The sequence below is a fragment of the Metabacillus bambusae genome, assembly GCF_017497975.1.
In the GTDB taxonomy this organism is placed as follows: Bacteria; Bacillota; Bacilli; order Bacillales; family Bacillaceae; genus Metabacillus; species Metabacillus bambusae.
In genome coordinates, this window is record NZ_JAGDEL010000020.1 from 101,836 (window position 1) to 125,610 (window position 23,775).

The window sequence follows — 23,775 nt, forward strand, 5'->3', positions numbered from 1 at the left end:
AAATACCTTTTAATTCATTTTTGTCCATCTACCAAACATGTGTATAGCACATTTCATCTTCAATTGGTTCTCCACCAACAGTTCCTTTTAGCATAGCTCGTGTTATTGTAACAGCACAACTTTCTAATGAAAGCACCCTTTGGTCCAAACATTTAATATCGGTAAAATTCAATAACCCTGAACGAAGGGCCTCTATATCGGTTTCCTTCGTCAATATTTGCCCAAAATAATTTACAAAAGTAAGGTCATCATTAATAAGTTGAAATACAGTATCTACATATATTCGCTTGTTGAAAATTAACCACGATCCTGTTTATCAATGACAACCTCTTCATCTAATACAATCCTTCCATAAGCTATATGCCATACCATTCATTGTTTTCTTATTTAATTATTTAGCTATCTCAATTGAACATGCAATTAGTTTTTCTCTGATACAGATCCTTGTTTTGATACGGGGGCATTTTTGCCTAATATAACAGAAAAGACAACAATTACTGCTATTATAAGAGTGAAAAATGTGATGGATTCATCGAGGAAAACTGTTGCAAATAGTATCATCAAAAATGGTTGTAAGTATTGAATCTGACTAACTCTTGCGATTCCTCCCATCGCCATTCCGCTATACCAAGCAACATATGCTAGAAATTGACTAACAACCGCGAGATATATAAAACTGATCCAAGCTTGTAAAGGCGCATCGAGTATTTCTGTTGTAAGGTTTACCCCAACTGGAATAATGAAAAATGGGGCACCGATCATAATCGCCCAAGCAATTACTTGCCAGCTACCTAATTCTTTTGCTAATTTCCCCCCTTCTGCATAACTAAGTCCAAGTATAATCACTGCTGCTAGTAAAGCTAAATCGGCAAATTGTAATTGACCGAACCCTAGATGAAGTGCATACACAATAACAGCTAAAGATCCGATTATACTTGAAATCCAGAATTTAAGAGAAGGGACTTCACCAGCTCTAAATATTGCAAATCCGGCTGTGGCTAATGGTAACAAAGCTAATTCCACAGCTCCATGAGAAACAGGCAGGGATTCCATTGCCCTAGTAGTGAGGAGAGGAAATCCTAAAACTGCACCAAAAGCAACAACAAGTAGACTTTTGAATTGGCGAGGAGATGGGAGTTTTTCTTTTCGAACAATTAATACAACAGCAACTAAAAAAGCGGCAACAACTGTTCTTCCTAAACCGACGACCGTGGTCCCAAAATACTCTACTGCAATACTTGTAGAAGGAAGCGTTAAGCTAAAACAAATGACACCTACTAATCCCAACAATAATCCGAATTTCTCTCTGGTTTCTCTCTGCATCTTATCCTACCTACCTTTTTACTTCGTATTATATCTGTACCATTTTCTGCTTTTCTTAAGGTTGTTTTCGCAAACTTAGTTGCTATTTACCAAGTAATGCGGTGTGGTTGATTTCACTCCAGATGCTCGCTTTCCGCGGGGCGGGCGGTGAGCCTCCTCGGCGTAAACGCCTGCATGAGTCTCACCTGTCCCGCTGCTCCCGCAGGAGTCTCGAAATAAGTTCCAATCAACCTTAAATAGTTTTCGTTTTAAAAGCAACAATCTCTTAGAAAAGAGCCTTTCTTAAAAAACAGTTCTGATATAATTAACATATTAATAGGTACACACAATAAAAATAAATCATTTTTTTACTCATCTGTACCGGTACAGATGAAGGAGGATAAATGTATGAGTTCAAAATATATCGAGATAATGGAAGAAATTAAGCTTCGGCTAGCAGATGGCTCGCTTATTGCAAGAAGTAAACTCCCTTCTGTTCGTCAGCTATCTGGGCATTTTTCATGTAGCAAAAATACGGTCATTAAAGCATACGAAGAACTAGAAAAAGAGCATTTAATTTATTCTATTCCTAAAAGTGGCTACTTTGTTGTGAATGAATTTCAAAATGCGACGAATGAAAATGACGTGATTGATTTCTTGTCAGCTGGTCCAGATAAAAACGTTATGCCTTATGTTGAATTTCAACATTGTATGAATCAAGCAATTGAACAATATAAAGAAGAGCTTTTTTCATACTCAGATCAACAAGGGCTATACTCATTACGAGTACAGTTAGTGAAATATTTGCAGAATCTACAGGTGTTCACTCAACCCGAAAGAGTTGTCGTTGTTTCTGGCTCGCAGCAAGCCCTTCATTTATTAGTTTCTATGCCGTTTCCAAATGGAAAAAACAATATTCTAATTGAACAGCCTACTTATTTCGGATTCATTGAGTCCATCAATCTACAACAAGCTACTACTTTTGGAATTGAGTTATCGATGGAAGGAATTGATCTTGATCGTCTAGAATACATTTTTCGAAATAATGATATAAAATTTTTCTATATTATCCCGAGATTTCACAATCCACTTGGACATTGTTACTCGAATAGCGAAAAGAAAAAAATCGTTGAGTTTGCTGAAAAATACGATGTATATATAGTGGAGGATGATTTTTTAGGAGACCTTGACCCAAATGCAAAATCAGATCCTATATTTTCTTTTGATCCTTCCGGGAGAGTAATTTATATTAAAAGCTTTTCGAAAATTTTCCTCCCAGGGTTAAGGATTGCTACTGTCGTTCTTCCTACATTAATGATTAACAATTTTTTACGATACAAATTTAGTTCAGATTTTAATAGTTCAGCACTTTCTCAAGGTGCACTAGAAATCTATTTAAAAAGTGGTATGTTTAATAGCCATCTCAAAAAAATAAAAGAGGTATACCGTACTAAAATGCTAATCCTTCAAGAAGCATGTGAATTATTGCTACCAGCTAATACTCATTTTTCAAAACCGACTTCAGGATTCTATCTAACCATCAGTTTGCCCGGGAATGTGACAGCAAAACAGGTAGTTCATATGCTAAACGAGCAGCAAATATATGTTGATGATGCCTCTAGAATGTTTTTACCAGAATATAAAAAGGATAATCTCCTTCGATTAAGCATCTCTCAGGTGAACGAGAATCAAATTAAACTAGGGGTAGAGCGATTGGCTCATTGTATTGCATTACTTAACAGTAGAAAAAATCGTATTAGTCCCAATAACTTTATACTCTTTTAGTATGGGTGAGTTTATATTAGGGTACATCAGGATTATGCAGTTTTCCAACGCTAAGAAAATATACTCAAAACGGTTGTTTATGTCACTTAGAATTTGAGCAATCATCATATTTCCTCTCCAAATCTCCAAACTTTTAAATAAAATAAAACCCTCTCAAAACGATGATTTGAGAGGGTTCTTCAATAAATTTGCCTTCTACTCGGATATATATTTCACTAATTAACCGCCCTTAATTTTGCAAGTCGGCAAAATCCCAGTGATTCGATGGTTATATTTAAATACCTATTTCTTCTTCCTTCCTACTTGATAACCAACATAAAAAATCAAAAGTGTATAACCAATAATGATAAAAAAAGGCATAGGAACGGATTTGAAAATAGTTATAATAGCTGATGACAGTTTAACTAGTTGTTTAAGTAATAGATCTTCAGTAGATAGATAGTATATATACACAATAAGTAATCCAATCGTTATAAAAAATAAAGCTCTTATCATGAGTGGTAAGGGAGTTTCTTTTCTGTGACCACGCTTGGATTTGCTTTGAGTGTTTTGGGTAGTATCCACCTTATTTACTCCTTCCTGTTTAATTTTATATAAGTGTTATAGGGAATTTAAAATTAACTGTCAATCTGTTTCCTAAAAACACATAGTTTAAGCTAACAATTACATATATATTTTTATTCTATTTTTTCCCCTAGTACTCCTCCCTATTTCCAGATAATGTGTAACCATTTACCTCTTATATTATTAGACAAATAGAGCCATTTGATGATTTCTTGTCAAAACCAACAAAGACTAAAGGGCTGGATATATCAGGATAACATCAAGTCATTCTATCAATTTCCCGCTATAAGGACTTTAATCTATACCATAGAGACCAACCATCCCTCATTGTTAAATCCTATTTTTTACTAAAATGGCCGTTCTTCAATCCCTCGTAATCTCTATGTAAACAAATTGTAATACTATTCAATTTTATTTTTTCATAGGTATAGACATAGATAAGAGTTTCCCAACAACAATCCAACTAGGAGGAATCTATTTTGAAAAAATTAATTTTTGCACTTGCATTGCTAGCATCTCTTATTTTTGCTGCACCTGCTTTTGCCTATACTGTTGAAAAAGGAGATACAATGACGAACATCGCACGGGAAAATGGCCTTACTTTACAAGAATTAGCAAAGGCTAACCCGCAAATTAATAATTTAGATCTTATTTATGTCGGTCAGCACATCAATACGAATAAAATCAACCACTCTCCCTTACCCTCTCGCAAAGCAACAAGCGAAAAAAAACGTTCAAATAAATTAAGTATCTCGGATGATGAAATAGATTTATTAGCAAGACTTGTTAGAGCTGAAGCACAAACAGAATCTTTCGAAGGAAAAGCTGCGGTAGCATCTGTTGTCTTAAATCGAGTCGAAAGCCCTCAATTTCCTGATTCCATTAAAAAAGTTATTTATGAGCCAGGTCAATTTCAACCTGTGTCAAATGGTGAAATAAATCAACCCGCTGACAAAGAATCCATCAAAGCAGTACATGCGGTACTATCTGATCTGAGAAATATCGCTAAAGATTCATTATTCTTTTACAATCCAGACATTGCTACAAATCGTTGGCTAGATTCACGAGAGACAACGGTTGTTATTGGACAACATGTATTTAAAAATTAATTCGATTATACACACTCTTTGAAATCTGCTGGAGACAAGCTCTTCATAACGAACATCACCATTTTGGTAATTAATGGGTACTTCTATAAAATCATTGAAAACTCGATTTTTACGCACCCAAAGAAAAAAGACACTGTTAAGTGTCTTTTTCACCTGGTATGTTGTTAACACTTATAACCGTAGACCGTTGCACCGATAATAATTAATAAGATAAACAGCACGACGACGAGTGCAAAAGTATTTCCTCCTCGATGAGGAGCACAATATCCATAAGCAGGAGCCGCATAACTGTAAGGCATCATTGGTTGGTGAGGAGCATTTGCAACATTCGCACCAGCAACATGTGGAGAGTTTTCGTAACCGTACATATACATCTCTTCCCTTCGTTTGTAATCATCTAAGACAATATAGTATATACGATTATCGAAATTTGGAGCCCGTCTAGTTATAATAGGGCTTGGGCAAAATAATTTCATTGAATAAATACTGAAATAACGCCATTTACATTCAATCTGAGAATTTCACTCCTAAACCAATATCCACCACCCCTGGAAGGTCAAGTAAAGTTGACAGGTTGTGAGTTAGAGTGGTGTCTATACTCATATCTTACTGAGGTTTTCAAAGTGGAAAAATAAAAGAACTACAGGAATGCTAAAGGAGCAATAAAGTTTAATAAGAAACAATTGAGTAAAGTCACTGCGTAATAAAAAATGTTGTAAGTAATAGTTACATATGTTAGTATTGCTAAGGAAAAATTTATATGTATAACCTCAATAATATGGTTTGAGGGTCTCTACCAGGAACCGATAAATCCTGATTACAAAATTCTACTTTCATTTTGTAATCAGGATTTTTTGTGTTCACTTTAACCCTGTACAAAATGAAAGTAAAAATGTACAGAAAGGTTGATATTTATGAACTGGAGAGTTTTTATATTGGCTGCGTCTACATTCGCAGTAGGATTAGTTGAGTTGATTGTTGGAGGCATTTTACCAAATATCGCAGATGATTTAAATATATCATTAGCTAAAGCAGGTCAACTTATTACAGTGTTTGCCCTTGTATATGCAATATCTGCGCCCTTGCTTTTATCTTTAACAGCAAAAATAGAAAGGAAACGCCTTTACCTTACTGCTTTGTTAATATTTACTTTAGGGAATATCATCACTTATTTTAGTACTACATTTCTTCTTGTGATGGTTGCAAGAATTATTACGGCGATGAGTACAGCATTGGTGATTGTTTTATCTCTCACTATAACTTCAAAAATAGTTGAGCCACATCATCGAGCAAAAGCTTTAGGACTAATTTTTATAGGAGTAAGTTCTTCACTAGTAGTAGGAGTTCCGATAGGTATATTTGTTACTGAGGTTTTTGGATGGCGCTCAGTATTTCTAGGCATAGGAATTCTTTCTACTCTATCTATGGTACTTGTTTTTAACGTACTAGAAAAAATGCCTGTCGAAGAGGTAACACCTTTGAACATCCAGATTAAATCATTAGGAAGTCCTAAAATTTACCTCGCACATCTTATTACCTTGTTTATGCTCGCTGGTCATTATATGCTCTATGCATATTTTACACCTTTTTTAATAGAAGCATTTAATATGGACTCACTATTGATTAGCTTGTGTTATTTAATTTTTGGAATAGCATCTGTAACTGGGAATGCCATTGGGGGATGGTTGAGTGATTGGATAGGGTCAAGCAAGTCTATTTTACTTGTCACTTCTTCATTTGCTATTGTATTATTCCTCATTCCCTATACAACAGTAAATTTACCACTATTTCTTTTAATGATTGTTTTGTGGGGAGCACTTAGTTGGGCTTTGACACCTGCTCTACAAACTTATCTGATACAAACCGATCCAAAAACGTCTGATATTCAACAAAGCTTAAATACTTCTGCCTTACAAATCGGAATATCAATTGGTTCTGGTGTTGGGGCAGTCATTTTTACAATGTCAGGTTCTGTCATGAATTTAGCAAGTTTTGGGTCTGTTTTGGTATTAATAGCATTAGGATGTGCCATTATTTCGTTAAAAAAACCATCCCTGTATTAGAATACTTAATAAATGACATAAGAAATGACGTATGAATTGGCATATGTCATTTCTTGTTATATTAAGGTTTATTAACCTTTTCCACCTTGGATAATACTTGTTGCACAATATTACAGTGTCAAATTTATTGTCATTTAGGAGGTCATTATGCAATTTATTGAACCTAAAAAGAGAGTGGAGAAAAAAGCCGAATGGCGTGTATCAGAAAACACTAAATTAAATTGTAAATACACCCAGTATGCTATAACCATTCTAAGAACTTATTTCAACTTTTGTATGCCATATAAGACTTTTGGTGAATTGGAAACGCCGGCACAAAGAATTTGAATCGCAGATAAGGTGTTTGATTGGGAAGAAATCATCCATTTAATGTTAGTCGTAAAACAAAATTAACAGCGATCTGCAACACTTAATCGCTTTTTTTATTGTTATCGCTTCAATTAAACACTTCTGTTTCTTAATACTTCCCTGTCTACGTTTTGAGGTGGTTGTTCCATCCACCTGTTTTCAATCATTAATTTTACCCCATCACTTGCATATTGAAGTACTTCAGCCACTAGTCTTGTATAATGTCCACTTAAATCCTTTCTAAGGCTAGCTCCGATGGCAGCACCATAACCAGCGACGCTAATTTCAGTTAGGCTATTGGTTTGAAACATCATTAACTTATCCGAAAAAGGTGCATCAATGGATTGAGAAATGGTTGAATCCCAGGTACTTGGCAGCGGCACTCCATCTTCTATTAAAACCTGTCTAAACACTGTTTCATGCTTTGCAGCCATCTGCGTACCTCTCTCCATATATTTTCTAACTTCAGGTGATTTAGCAGTTTGGGAAAAGCCAGAGACAAATGTTCTACCAATGGAGTTTGTTTCCGTATTCTTCGAAATATGAGCTAGTTCAATGGCAGTTAACGGACGATGCTTTCCGATTAATCCTGATAAAAATGATTCACTTTGAAGGTATTCAGCTTTTTCCATTGGTGCAATAGTAGGAGAACGTACAAAAGCTCCCTTCTTAAGAAGTAAATCACAAGCATTATTGTAAAGGTTCATAAACATTTGGGATGTTTTCGAAAAAAAATCTCTTACATCGTTTCGCGCCAATACTTCAAGTAAAGCTGCGGCGGCGACTGTTCCAGCAGCAGCCATATATTTTATGTATCTCAAGGTAAACAGGTCTGAATATAATCGACCAGCTTTTAAATTTATATCTTCTTGTGTGAATCCAATGGGTAGACCATGATTTTCTTTTTTAAAAATTAGTTTGACTTCATTTACAACATATGAGCAATTTGTTAGAGCGGTTTGAATAAGATCTGTACAGTCAGGATCTTCATTTACATTAGCAAAATGCTGAACTATACAAAAAGCCATTGAATTCTGCATATAGGCACTCCACAATGCTGCAACTTCTGAAGAAACAAGTTTCGGGTTATGCTCCATTTTTAAATCAAAACTCCTTTATTTTTTATTTTAATATGCACAAAAATGATTGGATTATTTCTAAGAGAAGGAAAAAGTGCCAGATGGTGAATTCACTTTAAGGTAAAAACGGATAGACATTGTAGTTTTAATTTTATTTTGTGTGATTTTACGCATTCATTTGCGCTGTAGAAATACAAGGGGCTCTTGTTTATGTCATGTTTAGACGCCTAAAATTAGGTCAGGTGAATACTTTGCAATTCTTGATTTAATTGATTTACATCAATTTGTAGATTATTTTGGGTCATTAGTTTCCTCTCCATTAATCTTTGAAATAAATTACTTCTATATATTCGTTTCGTTTTATTATTAAAATAATCTTCCAAGAATAACAACTTCTTTCTTGACTTCTATATTCTACATGTTTTTCGCTTTGGGTGGGAATAGTACAAATATCTAAAAAGTAAGGAGACAATTTTTTATGGATTATAAAATGTTTAAAGCTATAAATCGGCCAGGTCAGTATTCTCTAATGGATATGCTGATGATATTGATTTCAAAAAAGGCTCGTTATGTGTTTATTTTTGTTTTAGGTATAATATGGTTTAGAAGCGATTCCGATAAAAAAGTGGTTTTAAATGCAGTGAAATCTACAGTATTTACTTTGTTAATTGACACTTTAATTAAATTGTTCTATTTTAAGCCTCGTCCGTTTATGAAACGACGTGTCGGCATACTTATTCCCTCGAAGATGGACTCTTCATTTCCAAGTAAACACACTTTACTTGCGTTTGCTGTATCTACTTCATTTATTCTTCGTGTACGTGTCCTTGGATTGTTCATGATGGGACTATCTGTGTTAACGGGATTATCACGTATTTGGGTAGGACATCATTATCCTTCTGATATTATTGGAAGTGCCTTTATTGGTAGCATAACGAGCGTCGTGATTGACAAAACTTCACGTTACTTTAATTCTTTTGTTCGTCTATAAATGGTATAAAATTACTATTCTTACGGTACTTAGCAACAAAGATTATGGAAAAAAACTTAGCATATGTGGAGATAGTATTTTGGAAATCAGAGTAATAACGTTTAACATTCATCACGGTAAGGGAATTGATAAACAAGTGGATCTTTACAGAATAGCTGAAGTAATCGAAATTAGTGATGCTGATATTATTGGTCTCAATGAGGTTGATAAACATTTTTCTAAGCGAAGCCTCTATAAAAATCAGATTAGCTGGCTTGCAAAACAATTAAAATTAGAGCATGCTTTCAGTCCGTCTCTCTCAATAAATTCTAAAAATCTAAAAATCCAACAACGGTACGGCAGTATGGAAATGCACCTCGCTTCCCAATAGTAACAAAAAAGAGCCATTCTTTTAATTATGTATCCAGACTAAATGAAGGAAGGTCTTTGCTTGACGCAATAATTCAAATAAACAATAAGTTATATCAAATCATGGTCACTCATTTAAGTTTTAATCCGTTGGGTAATTTCCCCTCCCCCATAAAGAAGATGTTTAACAATAAAGTCTGCACTTGCTAATGGATCTATTTTTTTCTGAAATTCCCTTGTACTATTATATAAAAACTCCATCTCTTGGGAAGAAAAGAGCAATTTTTCGAGTATATTATTGATGTTTTCGACGTCATCAATTTTAACAGCCAAATGATTGTTTACTAAAAAGTCACAATTTTTTTCTTCATGTCCTGGTATTGGTTGATAGATATACAAAGCCAGGCCTTTTGCTAATGCTTCGTAACAGGTTAAGCCACCCGGTTTTGTAATGAGTAAATCAGTGGCTTCCATCCATTCATCAATAAGATCAACAAACCCTAGTATATGAATATGGGGATGATGAAACCTTTCATCTCTTAAAAAGGAACTTCTTAGTGATTCGTTGTTCCCAGTACAAATGATAACCTGAATATTTTCTTTCCATTTTAAAAGAGCATTGGCGAGTTTCTGAATTCCCCCTAATCCCAATCCCCCTCCCATGAGCATTAGGGTAGGGATATCTTTTAAATTTAATTTTTTTCGCATTTCCTGTTTATTTTTTCGAACCCAAAAATTTGATCTTATAGGTATACCAGTAATGGCAATACGTTTCTCTGGTATTCCCATATCTATTAATTGGTTATATACATCCATATTTGAAACCATATAAAAATCTACTTCAGGTTGAGCCCATGCTCCATGAACATGAAAATCTGTTACTACCGTGCAAAGAGTAAACGTATAACCCTTTTTCTTTAACCGAGATGCTGTTGAACTGGTAAATGGGTGCGTACAGACGATAAGGTGAGGTTTTTCATTTTCAAGAAGAACTTCAATTTGTCTGTGAATCAGCTGGTGAATGACGTACTTTTTCCAATTGGAAAGAGGCTTGTTATGTTTATATTGATAAATTTTTCTCCATAATGATGGAGAATGTTCGATCATTTTTAGATAGGAGTCAACGATTAGCTTAGTGCTTAAAGGACGAAGTATCTGTCCTAACTCTAGAATTTGTGTTTGGGCAGATGGAGCAAGATGAGAAATTCCTTGCATCAACGCTTCTGCTACTTTTGTATGCCCGTTACCAACAGCTTCTGATAGTATTAAGACTTGTTTTTTCATGATTTACACCCTTATTTTTCTTTTTAAAATTTAGGATTCAAATATAATTAAAGATAAGAGCAATTGGAATAAATACAGGTTTTATAAAGTAATGCTTTTGAATTATGGATTTCAAAATAATGAGAATAAGGGCTAACTCTTTCTTGAGATAGCCCCATTGAAAAAGAATATCTATTGATTATTATTCTTATTAAGGATTTTAGGTGTTACTTCTTCAGCAAATTCATTAGCAAAATTTACTTGATTTTTTACAGGAATTCTCGTGTTATTTCGAAGGTTGTTATATCCTTCTTGGATTTTTTGTACCCATCTTGTAATTCGTCTTCCGATCACTCCAAGTGTCGTTAAACCAAGTAATAACCATAAAATAATGCCGCCGTTATTCGTTCTACTATTTCCAAACATGTTAAAGAAGCGTTGATCTCTTCTTCCTCTTATTAATGAAAAAAGAGTGTATAAATTGTTCATTCTGATTACCAACTATTTTTGCTTTTTGAGGAGACAATTTTATTCTTCATTAAATCTACAGAAAATAGTGTTGGTAATTTCTATTATATTGTTTTATGTGATGTGTTAAAAATCGGGTCGGTTTTTTTTCTAAATTAAAGACAGAATCCAATCTTTTAAATCCAAAATACGTAAATTTTTCGGTTTTGTATCAGTTCCGGTTACAATCATGGGAATAAGTGAATCTTGTTCATGCAATCCTCCGTGGCTGGCACCCCCAACATGCGTAGGGGATCCTTCGGCTATAAACTCATGTCCTGGTTTGGCACTAACAACTAGATAATCCCCCTCATGTGAAAAAAACGTTGAATAAAGTCTTGCCAATGCATCTGGATAAGATCCATAACTGACTTTATTTTTATTTATTGAAAGATCTAATATTTCTAGTTCACCTTCTATAAACCAAGATTGTCCATATTCATCAATAAAATCTCCTTCAGGTCGAAAAATTAGTTGTCCATCCTGAATGCCAGAAGTTACTATAATTGAATTTTCTTTTTCCCAAGCAATAACATCGATCCTATCATCTCTTTGTAAAATTTTTGCAAGTTCTTTTTGAGGTATAGTCTTAGAATCAAGTGTATAAATAAAACACATTCTTTCATTCGCACAAAGAATAACTTGATCTGAAGAGGAAACACCATCTTTTAATTTTGGAATTTGATATGTGTGCAACAGTTTTCTAAGATCTATCAATGCAAGGTTACGATCATTATCAATCCATGCTTGGCCATTATCACCTAGAATAATCCATATATTATTCGATAATGCTTCTTCCCATGAAGGATAAGTGTTAAGGATGCTTTGAAGTTGCCTGTCTACTTTTTCAATTCCTTTTATATCCATCCTACCTTTTTTATGTATGCGTTGATCTAAATCAGGAAAGTAAGCAATTGTAAGTGCAGGAAGCATATCTTGTTCGATGAGATATTTCAATTCATTTGCTGTAAATTTGTCATTAAACCCATATTTCTGCCAAAAATAGGAGTGCCTTTTTGATGGATTCATTTTTGTCATTGCCCCGTATGAAAACACATTTGGCGCGTATGCGAATATTTTCCTTCTCATTCCTGTAATCAATGACATAAGAAAAGGAAAAGTTATTTGTACAGACTGGTTTCCCCTATATAATAACGTATTAATGGATGCAGTTTGGATATCTTGATCCATAAGGATTTCATGTATCGTCTTAAGTTTTTTACTCAAATGGTTATGATTCAAATTGTAAAAAATATCTTCCATGGACTGTTTTAACCCTAATTTTTTGAGTTCTCTAACATGACCTCCATAATTAATAATTCGATTTTCTTTTTTGTTAAACCAAACTAACCCCGGGACTTTATGTTGATCACTGTAGACACCTGTTAATAATGTACTATCAACATTGACGGACATTGTTGGAAATGGACTTACGACATTTGGAATGTTATAACCATTATCGATAAAAAATTGAAATGCAGGTGCTTTTTTATTCTTGATCGCTTCTTGTAAAGTTGGATTCATTAATGTATCTACGAACAGCATAATAATCTGCTTCTTCTCTGACGGATCTAAAGTCATTGGTAACTCTTCCTTTCGCAATAAAAACATTCCTACTATGTTACTAAAAAAATCATCAAGAATAGGAAAAAGGTATAGATGTAACACTGAGTGACGGAACATTGATAAAGAAGAAAAATGAAAAATTGGTAAAAATACATTTCCTAAAAATTTGATTGATTAAATCTCCCAAAGAAAAAATTGAACTTGTTCTTGCTAAAACACCTGCTTTTTCTATTGCCTTTTGGCAAGCTTCCTCTATCAGTACTTTTTGAGCATTTTTCAAAGGAGTCTTGTCGTAACCAGATATCTTCATATAATAGATTAAAATCTACTGAGATATTCCCTCTTGCTTCAAATGGTCCGCATACTGTTCCAATTGAAACAATAACCTGTTCATTGTGAAACAAACACGTTTGATATCCAGATAACATTACATACAGATACAACTATCAAAATCAACATGATGTAGGTAATCATCATTTTGCTATTTTTCATTTGAAATACCTCATTCTTCATTTGAAAAAAAGGTTGGTTCAAGACCAACCTCTTGGTAATCATTATTGCTGTTTGTATTGCGGTTCTTCCTGCTCGATCTCTTGAAGGCGAGGTTCGATACTATCAATAACGGATTGTGTTGCTTGGCCGCATACTGGTAAAGAGTCTTAGCATGTTGATTTTCGGTACTTAATGCAAATGTTTCGAAACTTGCTTGTGTACTTTTTAAGCCTGCTAATGTTGTTTGAACTTGAATAACAACTTTCATGGTAATTCCTTCTAAATTTGGTTCCTAACAAATAGAATGTATAAAAACGAATAAATTATTCGTATTTTTACAAAAATAAAAAGCATTCTTCATTACAAAGAAATGCTCTATAACTTTAAACAATTCCATTTAAAACTTGTTCTACTGACCTGCACCGTTAGTGTAATAAATAAGCCTTACTCCTTATTGAAGCAAAGCACCCTAAAGTTTAAGAAGAATAATAATTGTTTTTATTCCATTCATATTCCATTATGGTTGCTGTTTTTAATGCCAGTTCTTCTCCAAATAATTTTTCAATAACATATTTTCTGCTTAATTCCTAATGTATCTTAAATAAAATCTATAACCGTATAGTGGTAACCGCAGTAATCCTTTAAGTATTGGTCTACCCTTTAATTTGAAAGAGAATTTTCATTATACCACTTTCTAAGCTGATTGATATGAGCCTGGTGATAGCGGTTATGGTCAGCCATATGCCAAAGTCCCCATCGAATGGTTGCTTGCTTTTCATTTTCATGACCAAAAGTGACAACTTTATCTAAATCAGCATCTGTTAATTGTGTACATGTATCTTTTAACATTTTTAATACACCTTCATATTTAGACATAAGCGTGTTCAAAGACTTACCTTTGACCATCGGAAGCTTATTATTTTCATCTAACATGGGGCCATATTGCTCTTTTAATGAATGTGGAAGTAGTTGGCCTTTTATTCTATAAACCCAATTAAGGTCAACATACATGAGATGTTTTATTAACTGAGCAGTACTATTAAAATTGTTATTTGGCCCCTTGTAATCTATTTCTTCTTGCGACATGCCATCAGTAATAAATCGTAGTCGTTGGCTATTTTCATTCACTGCGGAATATAATATTCCCACAATTGGTGACATATCTGCTTGACCATGTAAATCGTAAAACATCCCAGCTTTTCCTCCCTTAATATTGTTTATTTGAATAAATGTTTATAAAAACCCCCACCGTAACATCCCAATAGAAACGTGCCAATTCCGTTATTTAGTTACTATTTCTATAATCAAATAAATAGTCCTTCTTCAGCTAAAATGCATTTTTAGTAGGATAACAAATAAAAATGAGCTGCGGGTACAACTCATTTTAATCTTTAACACTAGTTACCCTTTACTGTAAGTACAATTCTTTACAACCTTCAATAAAAAGGAAGTTTCCCTAAATGGATTCTTTTGTTTATTATCAGTCAGTTTATACATCTGAGTCGTTAGATACGCATAAAAAGTTATTGCATATGATGTGAGAAAGTGGATAACTACTAAAAAGAGGGACCAGATTTATACTTTAGCCTGCAGACGTTATTGAATATGATTTGAGATAATGGAAATTGCTAATAAATAGTTATCCATTTTCATTATCAGAAGTGGGAGGTCTCTGGGGCATGCAATTGGAGCATTTGATTCTGCTAGCAATGTGGATGTTTGGATTTTTAGGCTTGATTCTGTTTATTCCAAGCAAAGATCGGCGCAGGGGTTTCTTCGCTTTTTTGATGTTTCAAGCAATCATTTGGCTATGTGATATGCCTTCATTTCAATTTGGTTTGTTAAGCGCACCTGTACGGGAGTTCCCAAAAGCTACAGATCTCGCCGTTACAATCAATTATTTTTTTTACCCCGTTTTATTTTCAATTTTTTATGTCCATAAGAGTGTAAAAAGCAGTCTTTACTCTCGATTTACATATTTTCTTGTTTGGACCTCTACTATCACTTTGTTTGATATTGTACTTGAGAGATATATAGATTTATTAGAATATGGATTGTTGCCGTGGTATGGGATGTGGATATACATCGGGTTTCTTTTTTACGTAAGTCAAGTCTGCTGTAATTGGTTCTTTAAAGACAAAGCCTTGTTTCAAACTGAGCAGCGTTGGGGGGCCAAATGAGAATTGAATGGTGGATCTTGTTATTGGTTTATATAGTTGCAACAAGTATTATTTTCTCCATACCCAAAAATAAAATACGACTTGCGATAGTGGCATTTTTATTCCAACAGCTTATTACTTTTCTTATTGGTCTAGTGGTTGTAGAGTTTGGACTGCTTGAATATCCTGTTCGATTATTTGCTTCTATTAATCGAACGAGCTTCAGTTTTGAATATTATGCCTTTCCAGTCATATGTGCTGCCTTTAATGTATGGTATCCTAATGATCGAAGTATTCATATTCAATGGAGTTATTATATTGGATTTAGTTCTGTGTTGACTATCATTGAAGTCATTATTGAAAAATACACCGCTCTCATTAATTACATACACTGGGAATGGTATATTACTTGGATTACATTATGTCTTGCGTTATTATTATCCCGTTTATATTGTGTTTGGTTTTTCGCCAAAGGGGAGAAGTTTAACCGAAAATAAACACTACCAATAATGGTGATTATCCTATAATTCATAATCACCTTAATATACTCTCTCCTTCTAACAGGTGAAATAAATTGTGAAAGGACCTATGTCCCTTTTATAAATGTTACTTTCAATTATTTATTTAAAGTGCCTTCAAAATTGATAGGATCGATTCAGTTAAAATTTGTACCAAAGTATTAAGCTCCTTGTTGATACTCAACGGTGGAGCGAAAACTAGTGTATCTTGACCATCAAAAACAACTGATCTACAGATTAGTCCGTTCTTTGCTGCTGAAACAATTAATGGAGCAACTGAATTAGTGAACCTCTCTTGTGAAGATTTATTTTTAACAATTTCTATTGCACCCATTAGCCTAGACCTCTTACTTCACCGACAATTTCACATTTACTTTGAATATTTTGTAGGCCTTTTAATAACACATTTCCTAACTGATTAGCATTGGCTATTAGATGTTCTGATTCAAATTCGTAATTTTTTAAAGCGCATTTTTATTAAAGAAGGTAACGAAAATGTTACTATTTATTACATATTTAGATTAACCCCATGCAATATTTCAAAAAATACGTTAGATAACCTCCCCTAAACACTTACAAGTATTTCTTAATATTGTATTGTTAAAGTATCAAAGGTAAAGGGGGTGTCAAAATGAAAAAAAACGAAGTAGGATTCCTTACATTTTTAGTTTTATCAGTCAAAATTGCATTTACTTACTGATATGAACGAAACTGTCAATATCCCTCCACAATCAATGGTTCGATCTGTTGTTTGTTTTTTAAACCTCAAACTTAATGCTGTAAATATCATATATAAATCCTGTTTACATAAAAAAAGAAGGTAGCAAAAGAGCCACACCCTTACTATCAAGGATTTGGCTCTTTGTCATTTTTTATCGTTGGTACATCTTTTTATACCGTTGTTTTATTAAGGTAGGTATGGCCGACTAACTTCGCCACGTCCTGTGGCAAAGTCGGCACTCGTAATCATGTACTTCGAGAAAACCCCACTGATGGAGGTCTCACTTTATTCGTCTTCCTCTTCCGCTCTATTTGTTTGTGTTGGGAGAGTATCCCAGAAGCTTGTATCAGCCGTTTCAATTGATCCTTCAGCAATTGCATTAACTGCTGCATCCAAAGTCGTAATCGTTTGTTTGATTAAATAACCATTGCTTTTTTGACCAAGTGCATAAGACTCAATATAGTGATCTGACATACCGCGCATTTCAAAAAGTAACGTTGAGATATCATAACGGACTGCAGCACCATTCCGTCCGATATTTGCGCCATCCCCTCCGTTATATTTGCCAATATGCCCCCAGCCCGTATCTTCAAGGGAATTGTATACCACTGCACCGAGTTTTTTAGAGCCTTCTAATACCTCTGGTTTTACTTCCGAATTAGTTGGATAGAGAATAGAACCAGATACCAGCTCACCATCTGTTTGACTGCGTGTTCCTTGATGATGTAAATCAATCATATAATCGATATCATATTTCGCAAACACATTTTCATGAAGTGCTTTTGCCTCAGCCTCCATCTCGTTTACAGGCTTATCATGTTCACGATTTAAATCAACTTCATTTGCATTATATCGTGTTAAGTGACGATCACCGTCAGCTAAATAGTTATCAAGTGAGAAGTTAACATCACCCATCGCTCCATCAGCATTTAACATCGGGATCACTAGTACATTTACATGATCCAGGACATCTTTAAGTTTGTTCGTGCCTAAGTGTTTAATAAATTCCAGCGCCCCTTCAGTGGTAAGTTGCTCGTTACCATGCTGCTGGGTTAAAAATAAAATTGTTGGATTATCAGGGTTTGATAAGTATTTGGCCATGTAAATATCACGGCCTTTAACCGTTTGTCCAATGACTTCAAGCTCCATCGCAGCTTGCTTGGAATCTTGGGTTTTTAAATAATCAACCATGCTTTCATATGTATGTAAAATCGATGTTTGAATGGAACCATTCCCCGTGTTTGGCCCATTGCCTACTGCACTTGCTGGAATTGAAACAGCTGTAACTGTCCCTAATGCCAATAGACTAGATAATGAAACAGATAAAACTTTCTTTTTAATACTCACTTACAATTCCTCCCCTTTTTTACAATTGGTTACCACTCTATTTTACTGGTTCATGTTACTAGAATTAATAGAGTAGGCTACCTATTATTTAGACATATTTCGATAACCGAAATATGTGAAAGTAGGATTGCTTATTAACATAAATTGTAAGTTTGTAGGAAAAAGTGAGCGCTTTTTTGTTTTTTTCCATATTAAATTATTTGTTTGAGTGTTACCTGCGATCTAAAAAGGAGTTCGAATGAACGCAAAGTGAGGTAATACATTAAAGTTTAATGAATTTATTTTCTTATCGAATGGACTTGTGCGAGCCGTCACAGTTGGGCTGCTTTTGAGATAGTCCACAAGTGCAATCATTTAATCCCTTGCCATTGAGAATTTTCTCCATACTTTTTTCAACCCTTGACACTCGAGTTTTGGATTGTTTGGGTTGAGAAAAATGAAGAATGTATGCTCTTTGGCGTCCCGGGGTCAAGCTTTTAAAAGCAGTTTTCAAGGCAGGGATTTCATCAAATTTATTTTGAAGTTCTTCAGGAATTATGTATTCTTCATTCTTTTTAAAATCCACTTCCAAACCGGCTTTTTCAACTTCAATGGCTTCATAAATATAGGCTTTCAAGATGGTTTTCATTTCAACTATTTCTTGAACATTGGTGAACCGAATCTGGCGCGCCGCCTGTACATTCTCCGTTTGTTGGATTAGAATCCCATGGGCATCCTGTAACAAGGCACCTTTGTGAAACAGAAGCGCACAATATTCTTTAAATCCATGGATTAAAACTATGTTTTTTTTCTCAAACGTATAACAAGGATGCATCCACTTAAATCCTTCGGTTAGCTCACAGTCAAGAACGATATTTCTCAACTTCTCATATTCTTCCTTCCACTTTTTTGTTTTACTTAAAAATTCATCAACCTTAGGATTCATTCTACTATTTGTCATCAAGGAACACCCCTCTTCAATTTTTCGATCAGCTGACAGTCTAGAATGATGATTTTTTTTCAATTTCTCCAATTCTATCTGTCACTTTTTGGCTTTACTTGAATATTCATCAACCTTGAATTATTTTCCATGACCCACTTGGCAAGTGCTTGAACTTCCGGCAAGAAGGCATCTAAACAGTTAACTCAAAATCTAATGATAAATCTGCAACTATTTATTCCTCCGATAATAATTTTTTAAAAATGCCACTTTTCCATTCCAAAGTTTCACATAAAAGGATACCCAATCTTTAATTTCCTGTAGGGGAGCTGAAATTAGTCGATACCTTTACGCTAAGTCAACATCGAATCGCTATCGCTCTTCGTGTTTCCTTTCCCACACATTAACGGGCAGTAATTGATATAACTGCCCGTTAATGTCCGATAAGTCTCGCTATCCATTAAAAAAACCCCACTGATGGAAGTCTCGCTTTATTTCATACGGAGTGCTCTTTTTTCTACGTCGCTAAACGGGCGCTTCCGTTTTTGTTTCACTAAGCTTTCTCAATTGAAAATCCTCCCCCAATAACATCACGAACTTCATGAACCACTACAAATGCTTTTGGATCAATCGAGCGAACAAGCTGTTTTAATTTGGATAGCTCTTGTCGATTAATGACAACATAAAGAACTTCTTTGTCCGAGCCAGTATAAGCCCCGCGAGCGCTAAAAATAGTTACCCCACGTGCTAAAGAAAATGTAATCTCCTTTGAAATCGTTTCTGCGGTACCAGAAATGATTGTTACTGCTTTTTGTGCGTCCAGACCCTCAATGACAAGATCGATCGCCTTTGCCCCAATGAACACCGCGACAAGGGTGTACATTGCTTTTTCCTGCCCAATCACATAGGTAGAGCCCGCTATGACAATAAGGTCAATAATCAAAATCGTTCTGCTAAGACTCCAGCCAAAATATAATTGCCCAAGTCTTGCGAGGATTGCTGTTCCACCCATTGATCCTCCAGCTCGGAAGACTAAGCCAAGTCCACCCCCGACAAAAACGCCGGCAAATAAGGCAGCTAATAATGAATCTCCAATTAATGGACCTCCCCAACCTTCAGTGACATATAGAAAAAATGAAGAGAAGATTGTAGCTAATAATGTATAAAAGATCACCTTTTTATCAAGTAGCTTGTAGCCTGTCGCAAACAAAAAACCATTTAAGATTAAGTTGACCACCCCTGGTGACCATTGAAAAAGGTAATACAAAACAATCGTTATCCCTATTACTCCACCTTCAGATAATTTATTGGGAATGGCAAAGTAGTTTATTCCCAATGCATAAATAAAAGAGCCAGCAAAAAGCATGGCTATATTCAGTATTTGTGGCCTCATTGTAAAACCTCTCAACAGTAAGGATAAGCCTATTTTTGCGCGAATAAAATCACACCGACACAAATGAAAGATAAAGGTAGATTATAGCTGTCATTCACTGTATTATCCACCTTTTTCATAGTTGCTATCTACGTACATTTTATTTCAAAATAAATTTATACCCTTCTCCAATAATGTACTGTTTCCCAATATGGACTGGTCGTTCATTTTCATCAAAAATGACAGTATCCATATAGAATAGAGGCTCTCCTGTAGCCACTTTAAGTAACTCTGTTTGATCCTCTGTTGCTCGAACAATTTCCAAAGAAAGTTCGCCTGAATGTGAAGGTTTAATTTGATGTTTTTCTTCAAGAGTTCGGTATAAAGACTTCTCTAAATCCTCGCCAAGGAGAAAATGAAAGTTTTTATACGAAAAGTAATTATTCTCAAGCATAACAGGTGATTCACCACCATACCTCACTCTTTGGATATAAATCATAGCATCATCAACATCAAGCTGAAGCTTTTCTCTATCTCTAGGTGTTGGCTGAACAATTTCCTTTTTAATTACTTTACTACTCACTTTTAACCCATTTGCTTTACAAGCCTCTGAAAAGCTAAGAAAGTGCACAATTTTTCTTTCAATCTTAGGCTTACTAACAAATGTGCCCTTCCCTTGCTTTTTAATGAGATACCCTTCCTCAACAAGCTCAAGAATCGCCTTTCTTACAGTTATTCGACTTATCTTATGAATCTCACTTAGTTCAATTTCAGTAGGGATTTTTTCCCCATATTTTAGATCACCATTCAAGATTGAGCTTCGTATAGATTCTTTTAATTGTACGTATAATGGAACTTTATCATCTTGTCTTAACATATTTTCACCTATTCTATTAGATAATAGTTATATTATAATGCTTTCATGTTCGTTGTCTCAACCATAGAGGTACTGATAAGCTCCGAAAAAACATGTGCTAGATATCCTTTTGTTACTTAATATTTATTAAATGATATCGTTTAGACGAATTGACTGGACAACGCTTTCATTGTTCTTTCCATTGCGTCATCTGGATGTTGGACATATTGATAGGATGTATACTCTAGTGAGAGGAAGCCTTTGTAGTTAGCTTGATTTAACTGTTTGATATACGTTTCCAGCGGTAAAACTCCGTCACCCCATACAAGATGACCTTCTGGCTTGCCATCAATAAAATGAATATGAACAATTTCCTCATTCATGCTATTAAAATAATCTGTAAAATCCTCCCCAGCTAACGCCATAGGAATGGTATCAATCATTCCTTTAAGATTTGAATGATTCACACAATCTAACATCAATTTTAATTGTGAGGCATTATGAATGATATTCGTTTCCATTCTCGTAAGTGGTTCTAAAGCCAATGTTAAATCTAATTCTCGTCCAACTTGAGCAAGCTTTCCTAAAGATTCTTCAGCACGCTTCCATGCTTCTTTGGCATCTTCGTTTTCATACCCCCAACCAGGTGTTACTAAAAGCAAAGGTGAATCTAGTTCTTTTGCCGCTAGAGCTGATTTTTTAAAATAGTCGATACTTTTTTCCCGAATATCAACTTCTTTAGCAGCAATATTAATTGGATAAACACATTGTTCAGGTGTAAAGCAAATGACTGATAAATTTCGTCGATCAATCTCTTTTTTAACATTTCTGATCTCTTGCACACTCATATTTTCTACATGAAAGTGTGGAGATGCACCCCATACTTCAATATTATTCAATTCGTAACGTACCATAGCATCTAAGAAATATTCAAAAGGATAATGCTTGTAGTGGAAATTCATTCCCGTCAATTGATTTCTCGATATTTTTGCCATTTCATAACTCCTCTCATAAGTTATAAAAATAGTACCTTATTGAATCATTCAAACATGAAAAGCGCCCAGTTTAATAGCGCTTAAACATAATATAACATCATATTATGTTATGAGTCAACTTTAATCCTTTTTACCTCCTCTACTACCCCTCTTTCCTTATATATTGCGAGATTAGGCGTTTTTAGCAAAAAATGAATATGAAAAAATCGTTGACATTATCAATAAAACAAAATATTATGATGTTATATAACGTATTACCTCGTTATGATTTGTAATGTATAAAACTAAAGGAGGCAATAAAGTATGGTACATTCTCAAAAGGCAATGAATTCACAAGTTGGAAAGGTGTTAGATCACCTAAAGGGTCGTTCCATTAATCACGTCTTTTTTGTTGCTTGTGGTGGTTCCTCTGCTGTTATGTATCCAAATAAATACATAATGGATCGTGAAGCAAAGTTTGTTTCTTCAGATGTGTATAGTTCAAATGAATTTATTCACCGTAATCCAAAAAAACTAGGAGAAAACGCCCTAGTGGTTTTATGCTCAATGTCTGGTACCACTCCTGAAACAGTGAAAGCTGCTACTTTTGCAAGAAGTAAAGGTGCAGTAACTGTCGGTTTTACAAATGAAGAAGGTTCACCTTTAGCTCAAGAATCAGAATTTGTTGTGAAATATGAGTGGGGTGATCAAGCTAATGCAATAGATACAAATCTAGGTACGTTATATCAGCTAACAATGGGTGTTCTAAATGTTTTAGAAGGCAATGATAAATATGAAAAAATGGTAACTAGCCTATCTAATCTACAACGAGTTTTTGAACAGGCAGGTAAACAATTTGAAGCAAGTGCTCAACAATTTGCCGCAGATTATAAAGATGAGAAAGTAATTTATACAATGGCAAGTGGGGCTAATTATGGGATCGCTTACTCCTTTGCCATCTGTATCTTAATGGAAATGCAGTGGATCCACTCTAATGCTATTCACTCTGGTGAGTATTTCCATGGCCCCTTTGAAATTATCGACAAAAACACACCATTCATTATTTTACTAGGCTTAGATGAAACGAGACCGTTAGATGAAAGAGCGTTGGATTTCTCTAAAAAGTATGGAGAAAAACTCGTTGTGTTAGATGCAAAAGACCTTGATTTAGAAGGAATAGATTCAGAGTTAAAGGGTTATATTGCACCTCTTGTCCTTAATTACGTGCTACGTAAATATGCCGAGAGATTAGCAGATGCTCGTAACCATCCGCTTTCAAAGAGAAGATATATGTGGAAGGTTGAATATTAATAGTTGATCGCCTTATTCTACAATAATTTGCATAAAAGATGCTCAGTGTATAAATGAACTGACCCATCTAAATGAGACTTAGAAAAAACACCTAAGCTACCTGTTCTCCAAACTCTATTGGAGACTGGTAGTTTAATTTTGCCTGAATTCGTATTTGATTATAATAATACATGTATTGATT

26 protein-coding genes, 1 pseudogene and 1 riboswitch are annotated in these 23,775 nt (G+C 34.6%); of the genes and pseudogenes, 9 read left to right on the plus strand and 18 right to left on the minus strand.

The annotated features are described in order from the left end of the window. Positions 1-28: 28 nt before the first annotated feature. Positions 29-298, minus strand: a complete 270-nt coding sequence (locus I7822_RS21380; RefSeq protein ID WP_307847838.1) for a nuclear transport factor 2 family protein — start codon at positions 296-298, stop codon at positions 29-31. A gap of 122 nt (positions 299-420) precedes the next feature. Further along, entirely contained in the window at positions 421-1,323 is a 903-nt protein-coding gene (locus I7822_RS21385) for a DMT family transporter (RefSeq protein WP_207981096.1), read from the minus strand. Between the two features lie 387 nt (positions 1,324-1,710). Between I7822_RS21385 and I7822_RS21390 the strand changes: the two genes are divergently transcribed. Further along, positions 1,711-3,087: an aminotransferase-like domain-containing protein gene (locus I7822_RS21390; protein ID WP_207981097.1), complete on the plus strand. Its 1,377-nt coding sequence runs from the start codon at positions 1,711-1,713 to the stop codon at positions 3,085-3,087. A 282-nt stretch (positions 3,088-3,369) separates the two neighbouring features. On the opposite strand, the gene I7822_RS21395 is transcribed toward I7822_RS21390, so the two are convergent. Continuing rightward, on the minus strand, positions 3,370-3,651 hold the full coding sequence (locus I7822_RS21395) for a hypothetical protein (RefSeq protein ID WP_207981098.1): 282 nt from the start codon (positions 3,649-3,651) through the stop codon (positions 3,370-3,372). Positions 3,652-4,130: 479 nt separating this feature from the next. On the opposite strand from I7822_RS21395, the gene I7822_RS21400 reads away from it, so the two are divergent. Then, a complete protein-coding gene (locus I7822_RS21400; protein ID WP_207981099.1) occupies positions 4,131-4,760 on the plus strand; it encodes a cell wall hydrolase in 630 nt (209 codons plus the stop codon). A 164-nt stretch (positions 4,761-4,924) separates the two neighbouring features. Here I7822_RS21400 and I7822_RS21405 read toward each other — a convergent pair whose 3' ends face one another. Further along, complete coding sequence (locus I7822_RS21405) at positions 4,925-5,128, minus strand: YjcZ family sporulation protein (protein ID WP_279382008.1); 204 nt, start codon at positions 5,126-5,128, stop codon at positions 4,925-4,927. 372 nt (positions 5,129-5,500) lie between these two features. After that, positions 5,501-5,600: riboswitch (purine riboswitch) on the plus strand. A 74-nt stretch (positions 5,601-5,674) separates the two neighbouring features. On the opposite strand from I7822_RS21405, the gene I7822_RS21410 reads away from it, so the two are divergent. Beyond that, entirely contained in the window at positions 5,675-6,823 is a 1,149-nt protein-coding gene (locus I7822_RS21410) for an MFS transporter (RefSeq protein WP_207981100.1), read from the plus strand. Positions 6,824-6,970: 147 nt separating this feature from the next. Further along, entirely contained in the window at positions 6,971-7,150 is a 180-nt protein-coding gene (locus I7822_RS21415; protein WP_207981101.1) for a hypothetical protein, read from the plus strand. 113 nt (positions 7,151-7,263) lie between these two features. Here I7822_RS21415 and I7822_RS21420 read toward each other — a convergent pair whose 3' ends face one another. Beyond that, entirely contained in the window at positions 7,264-8,268 is a 1,005-nt protein-coding gene (locus tag I7822_RS21420) for a DUF3231 family protein (RefSeq protein ID WP_207981102.1), read from the minus strand. A 460-nt stretch (positions 8,269-8,728) separates the two neighbouring features. On the opposite strand from I7822_RS21420, the gene I7822_RS21425 reads away from it, so the two are divergent. Together I7822_RS21425 and I7822_RS21430 are read left to right on the plus strand one after the other, a co-directional pair. Next, entirely contained in the window at positions 8,729-9,241 is a 513-nt protein-coding gene (locus tag I7822_RS21425; RefSeq protein ID WP_207981103.1) for an undecaprenyl-diphosphatase, read from the plus strand. A 79-nt stretch (positions 9,242-9,320) separates the two neighbouring features. Further along, positions 9,321-9,611, plus strand: a complete 291-nt coding sequence (locus tag I7822_RS21430; RefSeq protein ID WP_207981104.1) for an endonuclease/exonuclease/phosphatase family protein — start codon at positions 9,321-9,323, stop codon at positions 9,609-9,611. Positions 9,612-9,724: 113 nt separating this feature from the next. Here I7822_RS21430 and I7822_RS21435 read toward each other — a convergent pair whose 3' ends face one another. From I7822_RS21435 to I7822_RS21460, 7 genes and pseudogenes are all read right to left on the minus strand, one after another. Beyond that, positions 9,725-10,873, minus strand: a complete 1,149-nt coding sequence (locus I7822_RS21435) for an MGDG synthase family glycosyltransferase (protein WP_207981105.1) — start codon at positions 10,871-10,873, stop codon at positions 9,725-9,727. Positions 10,874-11,044: 171 nt separating this feature from the next. Beyond that, on the minus strand, positions 11,045-11,341 hold the full coding sequence (locus I7822_RS21440) for a hypothetical protein (RefSeq protein ID WP_207981106.1): 297 nt from the start codon (positions 11,339-11,341) through the stop codon (positions 11,045-11,047). 129 nt (positions 11,342-11,470) lie between these two features. Continuing rightward, complete coding sequence (locus I7822_RS21445) at positions 11,471-12,940, minus strand: alkaline phosphatase family protein (protein WP_207981107.1); 1,470 nt, start codon at positions 12,938-12,940, stop codon at positions 11,471-11,473. A 55-nt stretch (positions 12,941-12,995) separates the two neighbouring features. Continuing rightward, positions 12,996-13,157 carry a hypothetical protein gene (locus tag I7822_RS29980; protein ID WP_307847839.1) on the minus strand — a complete coding sequence of 54 codons (162 nt, stop codon included), beginning with the start codon at positions 13,155-13,157 and terminating at the stop codon, positions 12,996-12,998. After that, the gene (locus I7822_RS30495) at positions 13,084-13,353 is read right to left on the minus strand and encodes a hypothetical protein (RefSeq protein WP_307847840.1); all 270 of its coding nucleotides are present in this window, start codon (positions 13,351-13,353) and stop codon (positions 13,084-13,086) included. Before I7822_RS30495 ends, I7822_RS29980 begins: the two co-directional genes overlap by 74 nt. A gap of 126 nt (positions 13,354-13,479) precedes the next feature. Beyond that, positions 13,480-13,685, minus strand: a pseudogene (locus I7822_RS21455) (DUF1657 domain-containing protein). Between the two features lie 392 nt (positions 13,686-14,077). Next, positions 14,078-14,608, minus strand: coding sequence for a DinB family protein (locus I7822_RS21460; protein WP_207981108.1), 531 nt, complete (start codon positions 14,606-14,608; stop codon positions 14,078-14,080). A gap of 488 nt (positions 14,609-15,096) precedes the next feature. Here I7822_RS21460 and I7822_RS21465 point away from each other — a divergent pair, with 488 nt between their 5' ends. Then, on the plus strand, positions 15,097-15,597 hold the full coding sequence (locus I7822_RS21465; RefSeq protein WP_207981109.1) for a CBO0543 family protein: 501 nt from the start codon (positions 15,097-15,099) through the stop codon (positions 15,595-15,597). Next, positions 15,594-16,073 carry a CBO0543 family protein gene (locus tag I7822_RS21470; RefSeq protein WP_207981110.1) on the plus strand — a complete coding sequence of 160 codons (480 nt, stop codon included), beginning with the start codon at positions 15,594-15,596 and terminating at the stop codon, positions 16,071-16,073. Before I7822_RS21465 ends, I7822_RS21470 begins: the two co-directional genes overlap by 4 nt. A gap of 127 nt (positions 16,074-16,200) precedes the next feature. On the opposite strand, the gene I7822_RS21475 is transcribed toward I7822_RS21470, so the two are convergent. The 6 genes from I7822_RS21475 to I7822_RS21500 form a co-directional block, all read right to left on the minus strand. Next, complete coding sequence (locus I7822_RS21475; protein ID WP_207981111.1) at positions 16,201-16,428, minus strand: hypothetical protein; 228 nt, start codon at positions 16,426-16,428, stop codon at positions 16,201-16,203. A 672-nt stretch (positions 16,429-17,100) separates the two neighbouring features. Next, a complete protein-coding gene (locus I7822_RS21480; protein ID WP_207981131.1) occupies positions 17,101-18,156 on the minus strand; it encodes a M14 family zinc carboxypeptidase in 1,056 nt (351 codons plus the stop codon). Positions 18,157-18,448: 292 nt separating this feature from the next. Further along, the gene (locus I7822_RS21485) at positions 18,449-19,102 is read right to left on the minus strand and encodes a DUF1801 domain-containing protein (protein ID WP_207981112.1); all 654 of its coding nucleotides are present in this window, start codon (positions 19,100-19,102) and stop codon (positions 18,449-18,451) included. A gap of 532 nt (positions 19,103-19,634) precedes the next feature. Further along, positions 19,635-20,474, minus strand: coding sequence for a YitT family protein (locus I7822_RS21490; protein WP_207981113.1), 840 nt, complete (start codon positions 20,472-20,474; stop codon positions 19,635-19,637). 139 nt (positions 20,475-20,613) lie between these two features. Next, positions 20,614-21,330 carry a GntR family transcriptional regulator gene (locus I7822_RS21495; protein ID WP_207981114.1) on the minus strand — a complete coding sequence of 239 codons (717 nt, stop codon included), beginning with the start codon at positions 21,328-21,330 and terminating at the stop codon, positions 20,614-20,616. Positions 21,331-21,470: 140 nt separating this feature from the next. After that, positions 21,471-22,304 (minus strand): sugar phosphate isomerase/epimerase family protein, encoded by an 834-nt coding sequence (locus tag I7822_RS21500; protein WP_207981115.1) that lies wholly within the window; start codon positions 22,302-22,304, stop codon positions 21,471-21,473. Between the two features lie 303 nt (positions 22,305-22,607). On the opposite strand from I7822_RS21500, the gene I7822_RS21505 reads away from it, so the two are divergent. Beyond that, positions 22,608-23,594 (plus strand): SIS domain-containing protein, encoded by a 987-nt coding sequence (locus I7822_RS21505; protein ID WP_207981116.1) that lies wholly within the window; start codon positions 22,608-22,610, stop codon positions 23,592-23,594. The last annotated feature ends 181 nt before the right edge of the window (positions 23,595-23,775 follow it).

Coding starts and splice junctions, on each gene's coding strand:
- I7822_RS21385 (WP_207981096.1), bottom strand. CDS start 1,323: ATGCAGAGAGAAACCAGAGAGAAATTCGGATTATTGTTGGGATTAGTA.
- I7822_RS21390 (WP_207981097.1), top strand. CDS start 1,711: ATGAGTTCAAAATATATCGAGATAATGGAAGAAATTAAGCTTCGGCTA.
- I7822_RS21405 (WP_279382008.1), bottom strand. CDS start 5,128: ATGTACGGTTACGAAAACTCTCCACATGTTGCTGGTGCGAATGTTGCA.
- I7822_RS21410 (WP_207981100.1), top strand. CDS start 5,675: ATGAACTGGAGAGTTTTTATATTGGCTGCGTCTACATTCGCAGTAGGA.
- I7822_RS21415 (WP_207981101.1), top strand. CDS start 6,971: ATGCAATTTATTGAACCTAAAAAGAGAGTGGAGAAAAAAGCCGAATGG.
- I7822_RS21420 (WP_207981102.1), bottom strand. CDS start 8,268: ATGGAGCATAACCCGAAACTTGTTTCTTCAGAAGTTGCAGCATTGTGG.
- I7822_RS21425 (WP_207981103.1), top strand. CDS start 8,729: ATGGATTATAAAATGTTTAAAGCTATAAATCGGCCAGGTCAGTATTCT.
- I7822_RS21435 (WP_207981105.1), bottom strand. CDS start 10,873: ATGAAAAAACAAGTCTTAATACTATCAGAAGCTGTTGGTAACGGGCAT.
- I7822_RS21440 (WP_207981106.1), bottom strand. CDS start 11,341: ATGAACAATTTATACACTCTTTTTTCATTAATAAGAGGAAGAAGAGAT.
- I7822_RS21445 (WP_207981107.1), bottom strand. CDS start 12,940: ATGACTTTAGATCCGTCAGAGAAGAAGCAGATTATTATGCTGTTCGTA.
- I7822_RS30495 (WP_307847840.1), bottom strand. CDS start 13,353: ATGTTATCTGGATATCAAACGTGTTTGTTTCACAATGAACAGGTTATT.
- I7822_RS21460 (WP_207981108.1), bottom strand. CDS start 14,608: ATGTTTTACGATTTACATGGTCAAGCAGATATGTCACCAATTGTGGGA.
- I7822_RS21465 (WP_207981109.1), top strand. CDS start 15,097: ATGCAATTGGAGCATTTGATTCTGCTAGCAATGTGGATGTTTGGATTT.
- I7822_RS21470 (WP_207981110.1), top strand. CDS start 15,594: ATGAGAATTGAATGGTGGATCTTGTTATTGGTTTATATAGTTGCAACA.
- I7822_RS21475 (WP_207981111.1), bottom strand. CDS start 16,428: ATGGGTGCAATAGAAATTGTTAAAAATAAATCTTCACAAGAGAGGTTC.
- I7822_RS21485 (WP_207981112.1), bottom strand. CDS start 19,102: ATGACAAATAGTAGAATGAATCCTAAGGTTGATGAATTTTTAAGTAAA.
- I7822_RS21490 (WP_207981113.1), bottom strand. CDS start 20,474: ATGAGGCCACAAATACTGAATATAGCCATGCTTTTTGCTGGCTCTTTT.
- I7822_RS21495 (WP_207981114.1), bottom strand. CDS start 21,330: ATGTTAAGACAAGATGATAAAGTTCCATTATACGTACAATTAAAAGAA.
- I7822_RS21500 (WP_207981115.1), bottom strand. CDS start 22,304: ATGGCAAAAATATCGAGAAATCAATTGACGGGAATGAATTTCCACTAC.
- I7822_RS21505 (WP_207981116.1), top strand. CDS start 22,608: ATGGTACATTCTCAAAAGGCAATGAATTCACAAGTTGGAAAGGTGTTA.